This is a genomic window from Roseibium sp. SCP14 (genome assembly GCF_040329475.1).
Classification (GTDB): Bacteria; Pseudomonadota; Alphaproteobacteria; order Rhizobiales; family Stappiaceae; genus Roseibium.
This window is the reverse complement of sequence record NZ_JBDZYH010000008.1, coordinates 176,071-192,423: the sequence shown is the minus strand read 5'-3', so window position 1 is coordinate 192,423 and position 16,353 is coordinate 176,071. Positions and strand designations below refer to the sequence as shown.

Sequence of the window (16,353 nt, the reverse complement as noted above, 5' to 3'; positions counted from 1 at the left end):
CTTCCATTTTAAGGCGATTCCGCATAATCGACCCCTATAAGGATACATGGGGTGCTCCTCCGCGGAGGCAATCCAATCTTTTGGATTCCGTAAATTTTTCGCTTTCAAAATAAAGTGCGATTTCTGATTCGTGCCGGATTCGTTAGCTGAGATGATACCACGCGATCAGGCCCGCGTGTTGGATTTCAAGCAGGGCAGTGGATATCTGGGCAGGCAGCTACCACCCGGAAAGCACAATTGTTTCCAGGTGAAGCCGTCAATTTTCCGCGGTTTTGCTGGTTAAATTTGCCCTACGGCAAACTACGCGACGCGTTGACCATTCTGGTCGAAGAAATACTGCTTGTCCTGTTGAGCCGATATGCGGATCTGTTCCCCGACATCGATCCGATGCTGTCCGAAGAGGCGGACCGTCAGTTCCGAGGCGTCCGTGTCGACAATCAGATTTGTATCGCCGCCAAGGTTCTCGATATGGGAAACCCGGCCGGACAAAGGCCCCTCCGGGTCCAGGACCAGGTCTTCCGGACGGATGCCGAGTGTACGTGTGTCACCGCTAACCAGCGTGCTCGCAGGCAAAAAATTCATCGAAGGAGCTCCCAGGAAGCCGGCGACGAACTGGTTCGCCGGATTGTTGTAGAGTTCCATCGGGCTACCGACCTGTTCAACGCGGCCATCGCGCAACAGAACAATCTTGTCCGCCAGGGTCATCGCTTCGGTCTGATCATGGGTCACGTAGATCATCGAGGCTGAAAGCTGTCTGTGAAGCCTGGAGATCTCCAGACGTGTGTTCATGCGCAGCGCGGCATCGAGGTTGGATAGCGGTTCATCGAACAGGAACAGTTGCGGCTGTCGCACGATCGCACGCCCGATTGCCACCCGTTGACGCTGACCACCGGAAAGTTCTGAAGGGTACCGCTCCAGATAGTCTTCCAGATTGAGCATCCGGCTGGCCTCGGCAACCCGTTTCTCGATTTCCGCCTTCGGCTGGCGCTCCTGCTTCAGTGCAAGGGACATGTTGCCGCGAACATTAAGGTGCGGGTAAAGCGCATAGGACTGGAAGACCATCGCAATGCCACGCTTGGCCGGCGGTGTTGCGTTGACCACTTTGCCGCCGATCGTAACCTCACCGGACGAGGCGTCTTCAAGTCCTGAGATCACACGCAGCAAGGTCGACTTGCCGCAACCAGACGGGCCGACGAACACAACGAATTCGCCTTCTTCGACTTCGAGATCGATGTCTTTCAGAACATGAACCGCCCCAAAGGATTTGTTGACGCCTTTCAGTGTCAAAGCCGTCATTGCTCGGTCTCCTTCAAGATAACAGGCTTGCCGCTGCGAATGCTTTCATCCGCCGCGAGGCAGATGGCCAGCGAATTCACCGCGTCATTCATGTGGCGGGTCAGGTCCATGTCTTCGGCAATCGCCTGGAGAACGAAGGCCTGTTCGGCGTCACACAATTCCTGGTGGCCGGGTTCGGACGGCAGCTCGATCAGTTGATCGCCACCTGGCTTGTGAACAAGGATGCCGCCGACCTTGGTATGGCCATCGATATCGGACGAGGCACCCTTGTCGCTGTCGGTTATCGACACGGATCCGTTGGGTGAAACGATATCCTTCACGAAAAAGGCGGTTTCGGACATCATCGGACCCCAGCCGGCCTCGTACCAGCCGACCGAGCCGTCGGCGAAGACGACCTGGAACTGACCGTAGTTGTACATGTCCTGCGCAATCTCGTCGCTCAAGCGCACACCCATGCCATGCACCCGCTCAGGTTCCGCATTAGTGATCTGACACATCACATCAACGTAGTGGACGCCGCAATCGACAATCGGGCTGGTGGTTCGCATGAGGGCTTTGTGGGTTTCCCATTCCGAACCGCTGGATTGCTGGTTGAGATTCAGGCGGAAGACGAACGGACCGCCAAGGTCTTGCGCTTCCTTGATCAGGCGTTGCCATGAAGGATGGTGGCGCAGGATGTATCCGACCACCAGCTTGCGCCCGGTTTCCCTGGCCTTTGCCACCACCCGTCTGGCGTCGGCAACGTTGGTTGCCAGCGGCTTTTCGACGAAAACATGTGCCCCGGCATCCATCGCCGCACATGCATAGTCCGCATGGCTGTCCGAATAGGTGGCAACAACCACAATGTCCGGCCGTGTTTCCATTCCGGCTTCAAACGTCGTGAAGACGGGGTAGTCGGACAGCTCCGACGGCAGGGAGGCCGGTGAGCGATTGACCAGTCCGACGACCTGGGCCGACGGGAGTTTGTGGTAGGCCAGAGCATGGGAGATCCCCATGTTGCCGAGGCCGACGATAAGGACACGTTTCATTTGACCGCTCCTGACGTAATGCCGCGGATAAGCTGGCGCGAGAAAATGACATAGAGGATGAGAACCGGCAGGATCGCCATCGACAGGGCCGAAAGAACGGCATTCCAGTCGGTCACGAACTGGCCGATAAAGACCTGGCTGCCCAGGGTCAGCGTTTTCACTTCTTCAGCCGGTGCCAGGATCAGCGGGAACCAGAGGTCGTTCCAAATCGGTATCATGTTGAATACCGCGACCGTCGCCATGGCCGGCCGCACGAGCGGCAGGACCAGTTTGAAGAAGATGGTGTACTCGGTGAGACCGTCTATCCGGCCGGCATTCTTCAGGTCATCGGATACTTGCCGCATGAATTCGCTCAGGATGAACACCGCGAGCGGCAGGCCTTGGGCCGTGTAAACCAGGATCAGCGCCATCAGAGTGTTCACCAGACCCGTCGCTACCATCATTTCCAGGATGGCGACGGTCCCGATGCGGATCGGGATCATGATGCCGAGCGCCAGATAAAGTCCCATCAGCATGTTGCCGCGGAACCTGTATTCGCTGAGCGCAAAGGCGGCCATTGCACCGAACAGGAGGATGAAAAACAGCGAAGCTACCGTCACGATCATCGAGTTCTGGAAGTAGAGGAAAAAATCTCCCTGCTTCATCACTGTCTGGTAGCCGATCATTGAAAAACTGTCGGTTGTCGGCAGCGCCAGCGGTTCCCGGAAGATCGCCTTCCGGGTCTTGAAACTGTTGATCAGGATGACGAACACCGGAAACAGCGCAATGAGCGTGTAAAGGATCAGCGCCCCGTGCATTGCCAGCGTATTGAGCGGGTTTGTGCGTGCCTTGTGCATGGTCCACCTCAAAGCTGATAGCGGCGCATCCGGGTCTGTATTCCGAAGAGGTAGATACAGACGCCGATCAGGATGATCGCGAACATGGCGCTCGCAATGGCGGAGCCCATGTAAGGGTCGCCCAGTTGCAGCTGAAAACCGAAGAAGGTGCGATAGAGGAACGTTCCCAGGATATCGGTCGAGAAGTCCGGTCCCGCCAGAGCTCCCTGAGCGGTGTAGATCAGGTCGAAGGCGTTGAAATTGCCGACGAATGTCAGGATCGAAATGATGCCTATTGACGGCAGGATCAACGGCAGCTTGATCTTCCAGAAGGCGGAGGTGCCGGTGATGCCGTCCAGTTCCGCAGCTTCGAGGATTTCTTCCGGAATGGACAGCAGAGCGGCATAGATCAGCATCATCGGAATACCGACGAACTGCCAGACCGAAATCAGCGAAAGGGTTGTCAGTGCATAGTCTTCCTTGCCGAGCCAGGGGGTATAGAGAAACTTCAGGCCAACGGCATCAAGCATAGAAGGTGCAATACCCCAGATCGGCGACAGGATCAGTTTCCAGGCAAACCCGACGATCACGAAACTGAGGATCGTTGGAATGAAGATGGCCGAGCGATACAGGCCGGCGAAGCGCAGGCGCGGGTGGCTCAGGATCGCGGCAAGAGCGATGCCGATCGGGTTCTGCACAAGCATGTGTATGAAAAAGAACCAGAAATTGTTGCCGAGCGCATTCCAGAACTGATCGGACCAGATCGGATCTCCGAACAGGGATTGAAAGTTCTGCAGGCCGACAAAGACACGTGTCTGGTCGATCTGGCTGTAAAGCGCCAGTCGCAGCGTGTTGAAAAGGGGGAAGATCATCACCGCCGTGTAGACCAGCACCGCCGGCGCCAGGAACACGATGATGTGCCATCGGATTTTGGGTTTGTGCTGGCTCACTGTCGTTCTCATTTCCTGAGCGCTGTGCCGGTTGCAAACGGCAAGCAAAACGATCCCACAAGAAACCATCCGGGCGGATGTGTAGAAACCCGCCGCGTTTCGCCTTGAATTGCAAACCCCCTCCCGGCCGGACAGGCGGGGAGGGGTATCAGTTTCTTATTTCTGCGGCTCGTACCAGGTGGCAAGGCCTTCCTGCAGCTTCGCACCAAGCTCTTCCGGAGAAGACGTGCCCTTGATCGCGGCAACTGATGCGCCCCAGGTCTCGTTTTCCAGGTTGGGCGTGCCACGGGACAGGATGTGGTAAGTCGAGCGGATGGTGGATTCACACTCGTCGCGCCAGCTTGCGAATTCCTTGGCGAGCGGATCTTCCAGCTCGACAGGCTCTTTCGAAAGCGGGAAGAAGCCCGGCAGGGCATTACCCATGATCGAAGCGAATTCCGGGCTGGCCACCCAGGCAAGGAAGGTACGAGCAGCTTCCGGGTTTTCCGACTTGGCGTTCATGCCGATGCCGATGTCGGTATGGTCGGAAATGTAGCAGGTGTCGCCGGCTTTCTGGACCGGTGGCTTGAAGGCGCCAAGTTCGAAATCGGCCTGCGTGTTGAAGCCTGCGATCTCCCAGGAACCTGCCGGATAGATTGCCGCGCGGCCGAGGGTAAAGATGTTCTGGCTGTCCGGATAAGTCTGGGCTTCATAGCCGTCACCCAGATACGGGCCCCACTTTGCGAGTGTCTCGAAAGGGGCAACCCACTGGGCATCCGTCAGCTTCTGGTCACCGCTGATGAGCGCCAGACGGCCTTCTTCGCCCTTCCAGTAGTTCGGACCAATGTTGTTGTAGCCCATCGTGGCTGCTTCCCACTGGTCATTGGTGCCCATGGCCATGGGAATGTAGGAGCCGTCTTCCTTGATCTTGTCCAGGGCTGCAAAGAACTCTTCTTCGGTTTTCGGAACTTCAAGGCCAAGTTCTGCAAACGCGTCCTTGTTGTAGATGAAGCCATGGATCACCGAAGCCATCGGCACACAGAACGTTGCCGACGCGTCATCGGTCTGCCAGGCAGACTTGGCAACGTCGGAGAAATTCGACATCGCATCCAGGTCGCTGAGGTCTGTCAGGTGACCGGCGTCGTAAAGGGCGAGTGAAGCGTCGAACGGACGGCAGGTAATCAGGTCCCCGGCACTGCCTGCGTCGAGCTTGGAGTTCAGGACGGCATTGTATTCGGCCGGAGCCGACGGTGAAAACTTCACCTTGATGCCCGGGTGCTTGGCTTCAAAAGCCGGAATGATCTTTTCCTGCCAGAGGGTCAGATCGTCGTTTCGCCAGCTCTCGATGGTGAGCGTTGCATCCTGTGCAAATGCGATGGTGGACGTTAATGCGGTTCCTGCCAGGGCAAGGGCAACTGTCTTGCGTATCATTATGGCTCCTCCAGTTAATTCTTGAATTCAGGTACTTGTCAGTTCCAACCGTGCCATTGCTCGGTCTACCCGGCCTTCTTCGGACCGTAGGATGGCTTGTGCCTCTTCTCGGGATTCGACCCCGGAAGCGATGAGGCAGGCAACTTTCACATCGTTGTCTGCCGTCTTCAAAGCGTGTGATGCGCCTGCTTCGTCCACGTCGGCGATTTCCTGAACGATCCGGCGCGCACGCATGTGCAGTTTTTCGTTATCAGCGTGCAGATTGACCATTCGGCCGCGATAGACATGGCCAAGCTCTACACCCATCAGAGTCGACAGTGAGTTCAGCGCGATCTTTTGTGCTGTCCCGGCTCCCAGTCGGGTCGAGCCGGACAGAATTTCCGGTGGCGTGTTCAGAAAAATGGCGTGGTTCGCAAGGTCGAACAAGGCCGCGTTCTCATTGTTTGCAATCGCGATGATGGGCGTTCCGGCAGCTTTTGCCAGTTCCGCCGCCTTGACGGCATAGCGCGTATCGCCACTTGCAGACACCACGACAAGACAGTCCTTCGAACCGATGGTTTCCAGCGCCGTCGCGAGGCCGTGGCTTTCATCTTCCACGTCGCCTGGCATGTCGGCGGTTGTCGGAATTCCACCTGCCATCAGGATCTTGACCTGTCTGGTGGGGATGCCGAACGTTCCACCCAGCTCCATTCCGTCTGCGGCGGCCATAAGACCGGAGGAACCGGCGGCAGCGTAATAAAGCGTTCCGCCATTGCGGATGGCAGCCGCCATGACGGCGGCCCCTTTGGCAATGACGCTGGAGCAGGCCTCCACCGCTTGCGCGGCTTCCACGTTCGCTCTGGCAATGGCTGACGCGGCCTCGCTCAGAGGCAAGGCATCCAGCGTTTTTTCCATCGCATAGAGCTGCTCGGTTTTACGTGGCGGCATTCGATTACTCCAAATTCCGGGTAATCATACCTATTTAATACCATTAGTCTACCATTTTCTTTTTCGTTTAAATTTCGTAAGCAAATCTGACAAAATCAGGCTTTTTGGAGCGAGGTCGGCCTTTTCATCTGGAAATAGGTATTATATAGGTATCAATATGACGTACCAGCTTCAGATGATCGCGATTGATGGCGGTGGCACCCGTTGCCGGGTGGCATGCATGATTGGCGGACAAAAGCACATTGTTGAAGCCGGGAGCGCCAATGTGTCGACGGACCTTGAAAGTGGCGTGGCGGAAATCGTTACCGGTCTGGGCGAATTGGCACGCGAGCTCGATATCCCCGCAGCGGCATTTGAGTCGGTTCCCGCATACATAGGTCTGGCAGGTGCATCTTGGCCCGAAATCGTGGCGAAAGTGGCTGCGCGTCTGCCGTTGAAGCATGTGCGCGTCGAGGATGACCGCCCCTCGGCCGTTCGCGGTGCGTTGGGAAGAGATGACGGGATTCTGGTGCATTGCGGTACTGGCTCCTTTCAGGCGATGCAGCGCGCTGGGCGTATCGTACTGACAGGGGGGTGGGGGCCGGTCCTTGGTGATGAAGCCTCGGCTCAATGGGTCGGGCGCAAGGCGCTCAGTGCCGTTTTGATGGTTCAGGATGGCGTTCGGCCCGTTTCAGCGTTGACCGAACGCCTGTCGGAAAAGTTAGGAGGCCCGGCAGGTATCGTCGCCTTTGCGGGAGATGCCTCACCGGCTGATTTTGGCAATCTTGCCAAAGGTGTGACTGAAGCGGCGGCGGAGAACGATCCGACCGCGGTTGAGGTAATGCGATCGGGAGCAGCTCATATTGCAACACACGTGCGCGCTCTCGGTTGGTCGGAAGGGTTGCCGCTGCTTTTGACCGGTGGAATTGCCGCGCACTATGCGCCTTATCTTGATGTGCAGATGCAGCAGGCACTTGCCCAACCCAAGGGGCAACCGATCGATGGAGCGCTGTCCCTGGCCCGCGAATTCGCAGAGGAGTTGTCCGAATGCTCAGTGTAGCTGAATTTCTGCAGCCGGACGCCTGGCTGTCCGAGAATGCAGGGCCACGCTATGTCCAGCTTTGCCGTCGGCTTGAAGAAGGCATAAACGACGGTGTTCTGGCGCCCAACAGCTCCCTGCCGCCCGAGCGGGAGCTGGCGGACATGACCGAGCTGTCTCGCGTTACCGTCCGCAAGGCGATCCAGGAACTGGTTCAAAAAGGTCTCATCGAACAACGGCAGGGATCAGGCTCTTTCATTCGCGAGGCTGCTCCCAAGGTTGAACAGTCCCTCTCGTTTCTCACTTCCTTCAGCGAAGACATGAAACGGCGCGGCATGGAGACGACGTCGAAATGGCTGGAGCGTGGTATATTCCTGCCTTCGGCGGAAGAGGTGTCCATACTTGAGTTGCAGCCCGACGCCTCCGTTGCGCGTATTTCGCGTTTGCGCGAAGCGGATGGCCGGCCGATGGCCCTTGAGCGGGCAGCGTTGCCTTTGGATATCCTGCCCAATCCGCTGCAGGTCATCACGTCGCTATACGAGGTCCTTGATCTGACGGGCCAGCGCCCGGTGCGAGCCTTGCAGAAGATTTCGGCGGTCAACCTGTCGGCTCAGGATGCCGAGCTCCTCGGAGTTGCCGAAGGCGATGCCGGATTGAACATTCAGCGCATTTCCTATCAGGAAAACGGACGCGTCGCAGAGTTCACCAAGTCCCTTTATCGCGGCGATGCCTATGACTTCGTCGCCGAATTGCGGCTTTCGGAATAAATGCGGCTTAGTCCGATGCGCTTCTGAGGATTTTTTCCGCGAGCTTCAGGTGAGGGCGGTCGAGCATTTTTCCGTCAAGCTGAGCAACCCCGTCACCGGCGGCCTGAAGCGTTTCGATCACGCGGTGTGCCCAATCCAGCTCGTTTTTTGTGGGAGCCAGCTGCCGGTGGATCGGATCGATCTGTGCCGGATGTATCGCCAGTTTCCCGTCAAAGCCAACCGCCCGCGCCTGCTGCGTTTCGCTGGCAAGACCCGCTTCGTCGCGAAAGTCGGTATAGACGGAATCGATCGCCAGAACTCCGGCATCCTTGGCGGCGAAAAGGGCCAGATCACGCGCTGTCGCAAAGGGCGAAAGATAAGAGTTGTCCCGATCCCGGTTTGCCAGGGCGCCGAGATCAGCCTGCAGATCCTCGCCACCCCAGGTCAGTCCGGTCAGGAGCGGGTGCGCCCAATCGAGCCGCATGAGGTTTCGCACGGCGCGAACCGTCTCGGAGCAGATTGCAACGATACCCGGGGACTCTTTGGGGTCATGGGCACGGATCATCGCCGCAAGGCAATCGATATCCTGCGGACCCTCACATTTTGGCAGCAGATAACCGTCAGGCGAGCCGGCGATGGTTTGCGCCACATCCAGGTTGGTCAGGCCGGTATCCAGTCCGTTGACGCGCACGTAGCGGGCCGAGCTGCTTTCGAGCTTAAGTCCATTGGCGGCCATTGCGCGACCCTCTGCCTTCCGCTGCGGTGAAACGGCGTCTTCCAGATCCAGAATGACGACATCGGCGTCGGTCGACAGTGCCTTTTCCGTTTTTCTGGCATCGTCTGCCGGAGCAAACAGCCAGGACCGGTGCTTGTGAGGCGGCATTGGCATGAAGTTAGTCCTGTTCGGGCAGCAGGGCGGCGATGGAGGCCACGTAGGCATCGACATCGTCCCGGTCACGGTTGAACCATTCCAGCGACCAGTTCATGGCGCCGAGCAACGTGTAGCGCAGATGGCGGATCTGGACCGGGGTTGCTGCTGCGCCCAGATAGGCGCCGATAATGTCATTCCAGACTGTGTTGTAAGCACGGCGCACCGCTTTCAGTTCTTCCCTGACCGTATCGGGCACAAAGGGGTAGCATCGAATGTGTGCCGAAGAAAAATCGCTCTCCGACAAAAGCGTCTTCAGATGTATGCGCATGGCAAGAACAAGCCGCTCCCGCGCAGACAGATGACCGTTTTGCTCCAATTCCACCTGCACAGCGTCTTCCACCACCTCGACCCCGAGGCGCATGACTTCCGTTGCAAGCGCTTCCTTGGAAGGGAAATGATAGTAAAGACTTCCGGCCTTCATGCCGACTTCGGCGGCCAGATCCCGTAAGGACATGTCGGCATATCCGATTTCGCGCATCATGCGCGCCGCCACGCCCAGGATTTCGCGCCGGGCCTCTGCGGCCTTTGCCTTGGTTCGCTGCCTGGAAGGTCTGGTTTCTTCGCTCACCTGCCGCTCCCTGGAAAAGAAGAGATGCAGATGTTTCCGACACCTTTATGCGTTTCAAGTGCCGTGAATGCGGCCGGGGCAGTTTCAAAGGGAATGATTTCCGAAATCACCGGTCGAATGCAGTGTTGCTCCAGGGCCCGGTTCATTGCCTCGAAAGCGGCGCGCGAGCCGCACGAAACCGAATGAAGCGTCAATCGCCGCGTGAGCACGAGCGGCAGGAACAACTCCGCATTGTTGCCCGTCACATTTCCGATCAGAACAATCGTTCCGCCTGTTCTGACAGCTTTGGTGGAAGCTCCCAGGGTTTGCGCGCCGCCCAGTTCCAGAACGCGGTCGCATCCAATGCCGCCAGTCGCCTTTCGAACTGTTTGAGCCCAGTTTTCTTCAGCTGATCGGTCAATCACGATGTCTGCGCCGAGCTCTCGGACCTTCTCTGCTTTCGAAGGTCCGGAAGTCGTAACGATTGCGCGTGCGCCTGAAGCTTTTGCAAGTGACAAGGCCATCAACGCGACACCCCCGGTGCCAAGAATAAGTACCGTTTCGCCTGGGCGGACCGGAGCCGGTTCGCTCAAGGCGCTCCAGGCGGTTACACCGGCACAGGGCAGGGTGGCGGCCTCTTCGTCGCTGAGGTGATCTGGAACCCGAACGAGGGTTGAGGCCGGGTATACGCAGTGACTGGCCAGAACCCCGTCAAGGGGACCGCCAAGCCGTCCGACTTCGAGGTCGGCGGGAGGGGGACCGCCTTGCCAATGCTGGTAAAAGGTGGGGCAGACCCTGTCACCGATTTTGAATCCGGTTACGTCTTTTCCGGTTTCGATGACCACGCCAACTCCGTCCGAAAGGGGAATGAGCGGCGGCTGGACCATTTTTCCATGCTGTGCGCGCATGACGACAAGGTCGCGGTAATTCAGCGAAGCTGCCTGCATTTCCAGCAAGACGTCACGTGGACCGGGGCGAGGGAGTTTGCCCGACTTTCTGATCAGGTTGTCCAACCCGAACCCGTTTGAAAACGACCAGTATTCCATGCGGTTACATCCGTTTGGCGACTTCCTCCAGCATGACCTCGGTTGCGCCGCCACCTATGGCTTGCACGCGCGCGTCACGCGACATGCGTTCAATAGCACTTTCCCGCATGAAACCCATACCGCCATGAAACTGAACGCAGGCATACATGACCTCGTTCACCAGTTCGCCGCAATAGGCCTTGATCATCGAAACTTCCCGGACAAGGTCTTCGCCGTGCGCGGCACGGGCTGAAGTGGCATAAACCATCTGTCGTCCGGCTTCGACCTTTGCGCCCAGTTCAGCCAGACGATTGCGAATGACCTGCTTGTCCCAGAGCGGTGCCCCAAAAGCCTTGCGATCCCTGACATAATTGACCGTCATTTCGATCGCTGCCTGCGCTTCACCCATCGCCATGGCGCCAAGTACAAGCCGCTCGTTCTGAAAATTCTTCATGATCTCGTAAAAGCCGCGGCCTTCCTGGCCAAGCACGTTTTCTGCGGGAACGAACACATCGACAAAGGACAGTTCGGCCGTGTCGGAGCTCAGCCAGCCATGCTTTTTCAACGATCTTGAAACCGAAAATCCAGGCGTGTCCTTTTCAACGATGAACATGGTCACCGATTGACTGGGTCTGCCGCTCGTATCGGTCTTCGCCGCTACGCAGTAAACGTCGCCAAGAACGCCGTTTGTGATGAAGGTCTTGGCACCATTCAGAACATAGCCGTCAGTCTCTCGCCTGGCTGTTGTCCGAATGCTCTTCACGTCAGAGCCTGCGTCGGGTTCGGTGACACCGACCGCGGTAATTATGTCGCCTGAAATAACCCGGGGCAGATATTTTTCCTTCTGCGCATCGTTGCCGGCATTGAAAATATGAACCGAAGCCATGTCCGTGTGGACGAGTGCTGTGATGGCAACGCCTGCATAAGTGCACCGACCCAGCTCTTCAGCCAGAACCACCGTGGCACGTTCGTCCATGTGCGATCCACCATACTGCTCCGGGTAGCGAATGCCGAAAAAGCCGAGATCTCCCATCTTGCGCAGCAGCTCGCGCGGTGTGGCGCCTGCCTCTTCCCAGGCATCGGCGTGGGGTTTGATTTCCTCTTCGACGAAGCGGCGCACTTGCGCACGCAGAAGATGATGTTCCTCCTCGAAGAAGAAGCTGCTGGCTGTGGTTGCGTCAAACCCGAGTGCGCTCATCGTTCTGTCCCGTCATTTTGCTTTGATTGTCTGGTGAAGTCCGGTCTGCGTTTGTCGGCAAAGGCGGAAGTGCCTTCAGCAAAATCCGGACCTGCGCAAAGACGCGCGTTGGTGTCGCGCTCATGGTCGAGGGCCTGCTCCAGTCCGGATGTCAGGCCGTGATCGACAGCTTTCCTGATTTCGACGAAGGCATTTATCGGTCCCTGAGAAAGGTCATGGGCAAGAGAGAACGCCTCGCGGGTCAGCTCGTCGTCTTCGACGCAGCGTGAGATCAGGCCCCAGCTTTCGGCTTCTGCCGCGTCAAGAGTTTCTCCGGTCAGCATCAGCTGCATGGCTTTCGCCCTGCCTAGAGCTTGCGGAAGAAACCAGGTGTTCCCGACGTCCGGAATGACGCCAAGCTTTGGGCCGAATACCTGGATGAAACGGGCCGAACGGGCCGCCAGGACCATATCAGCGGAGAGCGCAAGACCGACGCCGCCCCCTGCCGCGATGCCGTTGACCGCGCTGACGACGGGTTTCGGCATGGACCGGATCAGACGCACCGCCCGGTTCCAGCCGTCGTCGAGCAAATTGTAGATACCCTTGCCCTTGTCCTCGAGGGCAGCCATCTCGCCAACATGGGCTCCGGCGCAAAAACCACGACCCGAACCGGTCACGATCATTGCCCTGATCGTTTCGTCGCCACGGAGGTCTTCAAGTCGCCGGATAAGTTGATCCATCATCGGCCTATGGATGGCGTTCAGCTGGTCAGGTGCAGACAGTGTCAGTGTGCCGACAGCATCTGTTACCTCCAGGGTGACCCAGTCCTTCCCGTTTCCATCCATCGAAATCTCCAATCGGACGCGCGCTGTTGACATTTATTTCTAACGGTCGTTAGGTAGATGTCAACAGTGAGGCATTGGAAGAAAGGTGACGGCAATGGTCGAAATGACCGATCTCATCGCCAAATTGCGGGAAACTCAGAGATTATCGTCAGAAGGGGGTGGTGAAAGATTCCGGACCCGGCATCATCAGCGGGGCAAGATTTTCGTACGGGACCGAATCGAAATTCTGCTCGATGCGGAGACCGCCTTTTTGGAATTGTCGCCCCTGGCGGCACATGGGCTCTATGGTGGAGAAGTACCGGGCGCCGGTATCGTGACCGGCATCGGTCTGATCCATGGCCGACCCTGCATGATCATCGCCAATGACGCGACGGTCAAAGGAGGGTCGTTCTTTGCCGAGACCGTGCGCAAGCATTCCCGCGCCCAGGAGATTGCCCAGCAGCACCGCCTGCCCTGCATTTACCTGGTCGACTGTGGCGGTGCATTCCTGCCCGAACAGGATCGGGTCTTTCCGGATCAGGACCATTTCGGTGGCGGGTTCTGGCGGCAATGCCAGATGTCGGCTGCCGGCATCCCCCAGATTTCCATCGTTTTCGGTGGGTGCACCGCAGGTGGCGCCTACATTCCGGCCCTCTCGGATCAAGTGATCATGGTGAGGGGAACCGGGCGAATTCATCTTGGAGGTCCGCCGATCGTCAAGGCGGCGATCAACGAAATCGTCGATGGTGAAACTCTGGGCGGAGCAGACATGCATACGATGGTCTCCGGTGTCAGCGATCACGTAGCACCTGATGAGGAAACGGCTTTGCAGAAGCTCCGCGAGATTGTGGCCAATCTCGGCAGTGAGGGAGCAGTCGCGCCACCGCCGCAGGATCCGGTCGAACCTCTCGCCAACTCCGGCAGTCCGGAGGACTATGCGCCGGTCGACCTGAAACGCCCCACCGACATGCGGGCTTTGATCCGCTCGATGGCCGATGCCTCTGTTCTGTCCGAGTTCAAGCCGGACTACGGCGCAAGCCTGATCACCGGTTTTGCGCACATCCACGGCTATCCGGTCGGCATCCTGGCAAACGACGGCGCGTTGTTTTCGGAAAGTTCGCTCAAGGGCGCACATTTCATCGAGCTGTGCGACCAGCGCCAGATCCCGCTTCTTTTCCTTCAGAACATCACAGGCTTCATGGTTGGAACCGAAGCGGAGAAAGGTGGCATTGCCAAGCATTCGGCCAAATTGGTCTATGCGGTCTCCAATGCGCGGGTTCCAAAATTCACCGTCATAGTCGGTGGCAGTTATGGGGCAGGGAATTATGGCATGTGCGGTCGGGGCTTCAGGCCGCGTTTCCTGTTTTCCTGGCCCAATGCCCGGATCGCGACCATGAGCCCGGATGTGGCGTCGACGGTCGTGACCGATCTTCGCCGCGCCAGCCTCAAGTCTGAGGCGAGCGAAGACGACATTGCAACCCTTGACGCCAAAACGCGAGAGCAGTTCGAGGAGCAGTCCGATCCTTATTACGCCACGGCGAGGCTTTGGGACGACGGCATCATCGAACCGAATCAGACACGTGACGTGCTTGGCCTGTGCATCTCGCTCGCTGCGGGCGAGGATCAGGATACGGGGCCGCGCCCGGTTTACAGGATGTGAGGTCCCGGATGTTTGACAGTCTGCTTGTTGCAAACCGCGGTGAGATTGCCTGCCGCATCATCAGGACAGCCCGAAAGATGGGGCTGCGCACCATCGCGGTCTTTTCGGAAGCTGATCGCGACGCGCTGCATGTGCGCATGGCCGATCAGGCGGTGGCCATCGGGCCGGCGCCGGCGCGTGAAAGCTATCTGTGCACGGACAAGATCCTCGAAGCCGCCAGATTGACGGGCGCGCAGGCGATCCATCCGGGCTATGGGTTCTTGTCCGAACAACCGGATCTGGTCGAAGGGTGCACGGCTGAGGGGCTTGTGTGGGTCGGCCCGCATCTGGACGCCATCACATCAATGGGGTCAAAGATCGCCGCCAAGAAAATCGCGCTCAAGGCGGGCGTTCCATGCATTCCGGGCTATGCGGGTGAAGACCAGAGCGACGCCGCGCTTGTTGCCGCAGCGCATGAAATCGGATTGCCCGTCATGGTCAAGGCCAGCGCGGGTGGAGGCGGCAAGGGCATGCGCGCAGTCTTCGAACCGATTGACCTTGAAGCCGCGATCAGGGCCGCTCGCATCGAGGCTGCCCGATCCTTCGGTGATGACCGGTTGCTGGTCGAAAAGCTGGTCCGGAATCCACGTCATGTCGAAGTACAGCTTCTGGGTGACAAGCATGGAAACGTAATTCACCTGTTCGAACGCGACTGCTCTGTTCAACGGAACCACCAGAAAATCCTGGAAGAGGCACCGGCTCCGAACCTTACTGAGGCGACGCGCGAAGCCCTATTCGAGGCGGCTGTGGGACTGGGCCGGAAAATCGGCTATGACAGCACCGGTACTGTTGAATTTGTCATGGACGCGGCAACAGGCGAGTTCTTCTTTCTGGAGATGAACACCCGCCTTCAGGTGGAACATACTGTCACCGAAGAAGTGACCGGCCTGGACCTTGTCGAGCTGCAGTTGCGTGTTGCCGCCGGCGAGCCATTGGGACTGACACAGGACCGGGTCACATGCGTCGGTCATGCCATCGAAGCGCGTCTGACGGCCGAAGACGCGTCGGATGGCTTCCGCCCGGAAACGGGAACGATCTTGAAGTGGCAGGTCCCCGAGAACGTTCGCTGCGACAGCGGTGTCGGGATCGGATCGATTGTCGGCTCCAGTTACGACTCCATGATTGCAAAACTGATTGCCCTTGGTCCGGACCGCGAAGCTGCCCGCCGAAAGCTGATTGCAGGTCTTGAACGAACGGAAGTCGCCGGGCTCAGAACCACGCGCCAGTTCTTGCGCGACGCACTTCAGACCAAACGGTTTCAAGCAGGTGAAATCACAACGGACTTCCTGAGGCAGGAATGGCGTGAAGCCTGGCGGCAGGCACATGGAGAGACCCTGCTTTACGCCGTGTTGGCGCATCATCTGGCTCCTTTGAAAAAAACATCCCCCTGGCAAACTCTTGGCGGGTTCCGGCTGCTGGAAAGGGCGGGGCGGTCGGCACATGCGGTGTACGTGGATGCAAAAGCACCGGAAAACCGGATTTCGATTCAAAGGGAAGCTGAAAACCGGTTTGTTGTTGGTGGAACATCAGACGAGGAGAGACTGGCAGCGACCTGGCTCGCCCCCGGAGCGCTCCGAGTGGAGCGAAACGGTGTTCAGGAAACCATTGGGGTGCTGATCTCCGATGGCTCGGTTCATGTGTGGAGCAAAGATTTTGATGCCGCCCATCAGGTCGTTCAGCTGGGCAACTATGACGCCGCGCAGCATCAGGAAACCACGGCAGCGCCGGACCGGATCGCAGCAACGATGCCCGGACTGGTAGTGAATGTTCTGGTGGAACAGGGAGCAGCCGTCGCGGCGGGAGAAACGCTGGTGGTGATGGAATCCATGAAGTTGCTGATGGAGTTGAAAGCACTCGCAGCCGGAACGGTAGCGAGCATCAGGGCGGTGCCCGGAGACAGCGTAGAGGCCGGCGCGCTGCTTGTGCAGCTTGAGCTCGACGAGGGGCAAAGGGGATAGGT

The 16,353-nt window shown here is 58.2% G+C and carries 15 protein-coding genes; 4 read left to right on the top strand and 11 right to left on the bottom strand.

Translation table 11 applies throughout. The features are described 5' to 3' along the window. Positions 1-300: 300 nt before the first annotated feature. From ABLQ08_RS26600 to ABLQ08_RS26575, 6 genes are all read right to left on the bottom strand, one after another. Positions 301-1,296 carry an ABC transporter ATP-binding protein gene (locus ABLQ08_RS26600; protein WP_352948780.1) on the bottom strand — a complete coding sequence of 332 codons (996 nt, stop codon included), beginning with the start codon at positions 1,294-1,296 and terminating at the stop codon, positions 301-303. Beyond that, complete coding sequence (locus ABLQ08_RS26595) at positions 1,293-2,324, bottom strand: Gfo/Idh/MocA family protein (protein WP_352948778.1); 1,032 nt, start codon at positions 2,322-2,324, stop codon at positions 1,293-1,295. Before ABLQ08_RS26595 ends, ABLQ08_RS26600 begins: the two co-directional genes overlap by 4 nt. Next, positions 2,321-3,160 carry a carbohydrate ABC transporter permease gene (locus tag ABLQ08_RS26590; protein ID WP_352948775.1) on the bottom strand — a complete coding sequence of 280 codons (840 nt, stop codon included), beginning with the start codon at positions 3,158-3,160 and terminating at the stop codon, positions 2,321-2,323. Before ABLQ08_RS26590 ends, ABLQ08_RS26595 begins: the two co-directional genes overlap by 4 nt. Positions 3,161-3,168: 8 nt before the next feature. Further along, entirely contained in the window at positions 3,169-4,101 is a 933-nt protein-coding gene (locus ABLQ08_RS26585) for a carbohydrate ABC transporter permease (RefSeq protein ID WP_417714958.1), read from the bottom strand. Positions 4,102-4,245: 144 nt separating this feature from the next. After that, complete coding sequence (locus ABLQ08_RS26580) at positions 4,246-5,499, bottom strand: ABC transporter substrate-binding protein (protein WP_352948770.1); 1,254 nt, start codon at positions 5,497-5,499, stop codon at positions 4,246-4,248. 27 nt (positions 5,500-5,526) lie between these two features. Next, entirely contained in the window at positions 5,527-6,426 is a 900-nt protein-coding gene (locus ABLQ08_RS26575) for an N-acetylmuramic acid 6-phosphate etherase (protein WP_352948767.1), read from the bottom strand. A 157-nt stretch (positions 6,427-6,583) separates the two neighbouring features. Here ABLQ08_RS26575 and ABLQ08_RS26570 point away from each other — a divergent pair, with 157 nt between their 5' ends. Together ABLQ08_RS26570 and ABLQ08_RS26565 are read left to right on the top strand one after the other, a co-directional pair. Beyond that, positions 6,584-7,465, top strand: coding sequence for a BadF/BadG/BcrA/BcrD ATPase family protein (locus tag ABLQ08_RS26570; protein ID WP_352948765.1), 882 nt, complete (start codon positions 6,584-6,586; stop codon positions 7,463-7,465). Beyond that, the gene (locus ABLQ08_RS26565; protein ID WP_352948762.1) at positions 7,453-8,211 is read left to right on the top strand and encodes a GntR family transcriptional regulator; all 759 of its coding nucleotides are present in this window, start codon (positions 7,453-7,455) and stop codon (positions 8,209-8,211) included. The genes ABLQ08_RS26570 and ABLQ08_RS26565 overlap by 13 nt, the downstream gene beginning before the upstream one ends. A gap of 7 nt (positions 8,212-8,218) precedes the next feature. On the opposite strand, the gene ABLQ08_RS26560 is transcribed toward ABLQ08_RS26565, so the two are convergent. The 5 genes from ABLQ08_RS26560 to ABLQ08_RS26540 are packed head-to-tail and all read right to left on the bottom strand — an operon-like array spanning position 8,219 to position 12,715. Beyond that, on the bottom strand, positions 8,219-9,079 hold the full coding sequence (locus ABLQ08_RS26560) for an HpcH/HpaI aldolase/citrate lyase family protein (protein WP_352948760.1): 861 nt from the start codon (positions 9,077-9,079) through the stop codon (positions 8,219-8,221). Between the two features lie 4 nt (positions 9,080-9,083). Beyond that, entirely contained in the window at positions 9,084-9,689 is a 606-nt protein-coding gene (locus ABLQ08_RS26555) for a TetR/AcrR family transcriptional regulator (protein ID WP_352948757.1), read from the bottom strand. Then, positions 9,686-10,714 carry a zinc-dependent alcohol dehydrogenase family protein gene (locus ABLQ08_RS26550; protein WP_352948754.1) on the bottom strand — a complete coding sequence of 343 codons (1,029 nt, stop codon included), beginning with the start codon at positions 10,712-10,714 and terminating at the stop codon, positions 9,686-9,688. The genes ABLQ08_RS26555 and ABLQ08_RS26550 overlap by 4 nt, the downstream gene beginning before the upstream one ends. Before the next feature lie 4 nt (positions 10,715-10,718). Next, positions 10,719-11,891, bottom strand: a complete 1,173-nt coding sequence (locus ABLQ08_RS26545) for an acyl-CoA dehydrogenase family protein (protein ID WP_352948752.1) — start codon at positions 11,889-11,891, stop codon at positions 10,719-10,721. Beyond that, the gene (locus tag ABLQ08_RS26540) at positions 11,888-12,715 is read right to left on the bottom strand and encodes an enoyl-CoA hydratase/isomerase family protein (RefSeq protein ID WP_352948750.1); all 828 of its coding nucleotides are present in this window, start codon (positions 12,713-12,715) and stop codon (positions 11,888-11,890) included. Before ABLQ08_RS26540 ends, ABLQ08_RS26545 begins: the two co-directional genes overlap by 4 nt. Before the next feature lie 94 nt (positions 12,716-12,809). Between ABLQ08_RS26540 and ABLQ08_RS26535 the strand changes: the two genes are divergently transcribed. Together ABLQ08_RS26535 and ABLQ08_RS26530 are read left to right on the top strand one after the other, a co-directional pair. Beyond that, positions 12,810-14,354 carry an acyl-CoA carboxylase subunit beta gene (locus ABLQ08_RS26535; RefSeq protein WP_352948747.1) on the top strand — a complete coding sequence of 515 codons (1,545 nt, stop codon included), beginning with the start codon at positions 12,810-12,812 and terminating at the stop codon, positions 14,352-14,354. An 8-nt stretch (positions 14,355-14,362) separates the two neighbouring features. Then, positions 14,363-16,351: an acetyl/propionyl/methylcrotonyl-CoA carboxylase subunit alpha gene (locus ABLQ08_RS26530; protein ID WP_352948745.1), complete on the top strand. Its 1,989-nt coding sequence runs from the start codon at positions 14,363-14,365 to the stop codon at positions 16,349-16,351. Positions 16,352-16,353: the final 2 nt, after the last annotated feature.